This is a genomic window from Paracoccus sp. MKU1 (assembly GCF_001447385.1).
Classification (GTDB): domain Bacteria; phylum Pseudomonadota; class Alphaproteobacteria; order Rhodobacterales; family Rhodobacteraceae; genus Paracoccus.
The window spans coordinates 1-2,234 of record NZ_LLWQ01000109.1 but is presented as its reverse complement, the minus strand read 5'-3'; the positions used below and the strand labels follow the sequence as shown (position 1 = coordinate 2,234).

Here is a 2,234-nt window from a genome sequence, read left to right as displayed (position 1 = left end):
GATGCGCTTGATGATGTCGCCGCGCTCGCCGAGGTCGCGCAGCACGGTCTCGGCTTCGGGCCGGATCACCCATTGCGCCTGCCCGACCTGATCGGCCAGGCCGAGGCGTTCCAGATGCCGCAACCGGCCGACCTTCTGCGGCAGGTAATCGTCGCGCGGACCCTCGATGCCCGGCGCCATGTCGATGACGCCGGACTTGCCGGCATCCCGGAGAAGCTGGCGGTCGAGCGCGATCCAGCGCTCCGCCTCGACCTGCCGCATCAGGCTGCGGCGGATCTCGTGGTCACGGCGCGGCCCCAGTTCCCGGGTGATCAGGTCCTGCGCCCGGTCGCGCAACCCTTCGCGGATGTAGTCGCGGGAAATGACCAGATCCTTGCCGTCATCGGCCCGCCCCCGCAGGATGACATGGACATGGGGATTGTCGGTGTTCCAGTGATCGACGGCGATCCAGTCCAGTTCCGTGCCGAGATCCTTTTCCGCCTGCGCCATCAACTCCCGGGTGAACCGCTTCAGGTCCGCCATGTCGGCGGCATCCTCGGGTGAGAGGATGAAGCGGAAATGATGGCGGTCGTCCTCGCTGCACTCGGCGAATTCCTTGATGTCGGCATCGTCGGTGTCCGGGCCGAACATCCGCGCCTTTTCTCCGTCGCGAGTGACGCCGTCGCGGCCGAGATAGCCCAGATGCCGGGGCAGTGCCGCTGCCTGCCCGGTTCTGCGGACCACCCGGACCTTGACGGTGCAGAGCCGGGTGCGGCGGGTGATCAGCCTGTTGGCGCGGACGGCGGCAGTTCGGCCCCGGCCGAAGCGCGAGGCGCCCGGCGACACGATCCTGCCATTGCGCGAGACGCGCCCGCCGGCCTTCTGGGCGGCGGCCAGCGCCTGGGCCACGAAGGGCCGGGCGCGCTGGCTGCGGCTGGAGCGGATCCGTCCCGGCCGGATGCGGAAATCCTCCTCGTTGCTCATGGGCCGATCTCCTGCGAGGTGCGGGATTTGATGAACAAACTGAAAAATCCGGAGGGGTGCGAGGTGCGGTTTGGCGCCGCGATGTGCGGAAATGCCCCGAAAACCCGGCAAACACCCCCGACCGCCCGGCCCGCACATCGCGGGCTTTTATCTTGCCCTCCTAAAAGCGCCGCGGCCCAATGGGCCGCCGCGCGCCATTCTTCGCTGGGATTCGCCGCAGTGCGATTTCTGCGATCGGGGCTCATGACGGGCCTCTTGGGCGGCATCGCCCCCGGCGGACGCTGTCCGACGGCGGCAGAGCAGGCTGCGGATCGTCCGGCAGGGTGAATTTCCGCTGCCAGGAATGCCACGCCGCGGTGACGGCGCCGGTGCCGGGAAACAGGTCGTCGAGCCTGTCCTCGGGCCGCGCGGCGACCATCTCGAAGCACCAATGACAGACCGCTTCCGGTTTCGTCCCGGTCAGCCCGCGGCGCAGGGTGATGCTCTCCTGGAGCCAGTCGCGCAGGACCAGCCGCTTGCTGACCGCAGGCTTGCGGGCGGCTTTGACGATCACCGGCTCCCAGGCATAAGCGACCGGCACGTTACGCTTGAAGGCGGCGAAACCCTTCACCCAGGCCATCCACCGGGCACCCGTCGGCTCGATCAGTGGCGCGAGAACGGCGAACGAATGCGGCGTCGCTGCGGCGTGAAGGATCCAGCCGTCGTAATCGCGTTCCAGCCGTTCGATCAGCGCCGCATGATCGACCTCGCCGGCATAGTCCGGGCGGTCGCGGTAGAGATGCGCGCAGTCGATATAAGGTGGGTCCGCATAGGCGATTTTCATCGGTCGAGCCCTCTGACTGTACGCGCCGTGAGACGAATGGAATGTTTTTTCATTGCACTGTTCCTGCGTCGGATCGGCGGACGAACAGACTGTCGGATTGCGGTCGTTCCGCATCCGATGCGCCATCGGTCTGCACCCGTTCTGCGTCTGAGGCTGCGGCTGTACTGCCAGCGAAGAGCGGGGCCTCGCGCCAGTCCGGCGGTGGCGCGGCGGCGAAACCAGCGCCGGGAAGCAGGTCGCCGCTCAGCACTGGCACGAGCGCGGCGACATAGGCGCGGGTCTCGGCCGGCAGGGTCCGGCCCGCGACCAGGTGGTCGTCGTAGCGCCCCGGCCCGGCATTGTAGGCGGCCAGCATGCCGGCGATGGTGCCGTAGCGGTCATGCATCTCGCGCAGATAGGCGGTGCCGGCGAGGATATTGTCGCGCGGGTCGAACGGATCGCCGCCGAG

General features: G+C 68.1%; 3 protein-coding genes. All 3 read right to left on the bottom strand.

Annotated features, from left to right (window positions below; all coding sequences use genetic code 11):
* A partial coding sequence (locus AQY21_RS07135) for a DUF3363 domain-containing protein (RefSeq protein ID WP_152988144.1) occupies positions 1-963 on the bottom strand: 963 nt, incomplete at its 3' end.
* Between the two features lie 241 nt (positions 964-1,204).
* Positions 1,205-1,900, bottom strand: coding sequence for a hypothetical protein (locus tag AQY21_RS07130; RefSeq protein WP_238986711.1), 696 nt, complete (start codon positions 1,898-1,900; stop codon positions 1,205-1,207).
* A partial coding sequence (locus AQY21_RS07125; RefSeq protein WP_152988143.1) for a lytic transglycosylase domain-containing protein occupies positions 1,836-2,234 on the bottom strand: 399 nt, incomplete at its 5' end. The genes AQY21_RS07125 and AQY21_RS07130, both read right to left, overlap by 65 nt.

Coding starts and splice junctions, on each gene's coding strand:
- AQY21_RS07130 (WP_238986711.1), bottom strand. CDS start 1,900: ATGCGGAACGACCGCAATCCGACAGTCTGTTCGTCCGCCGATCCGACG.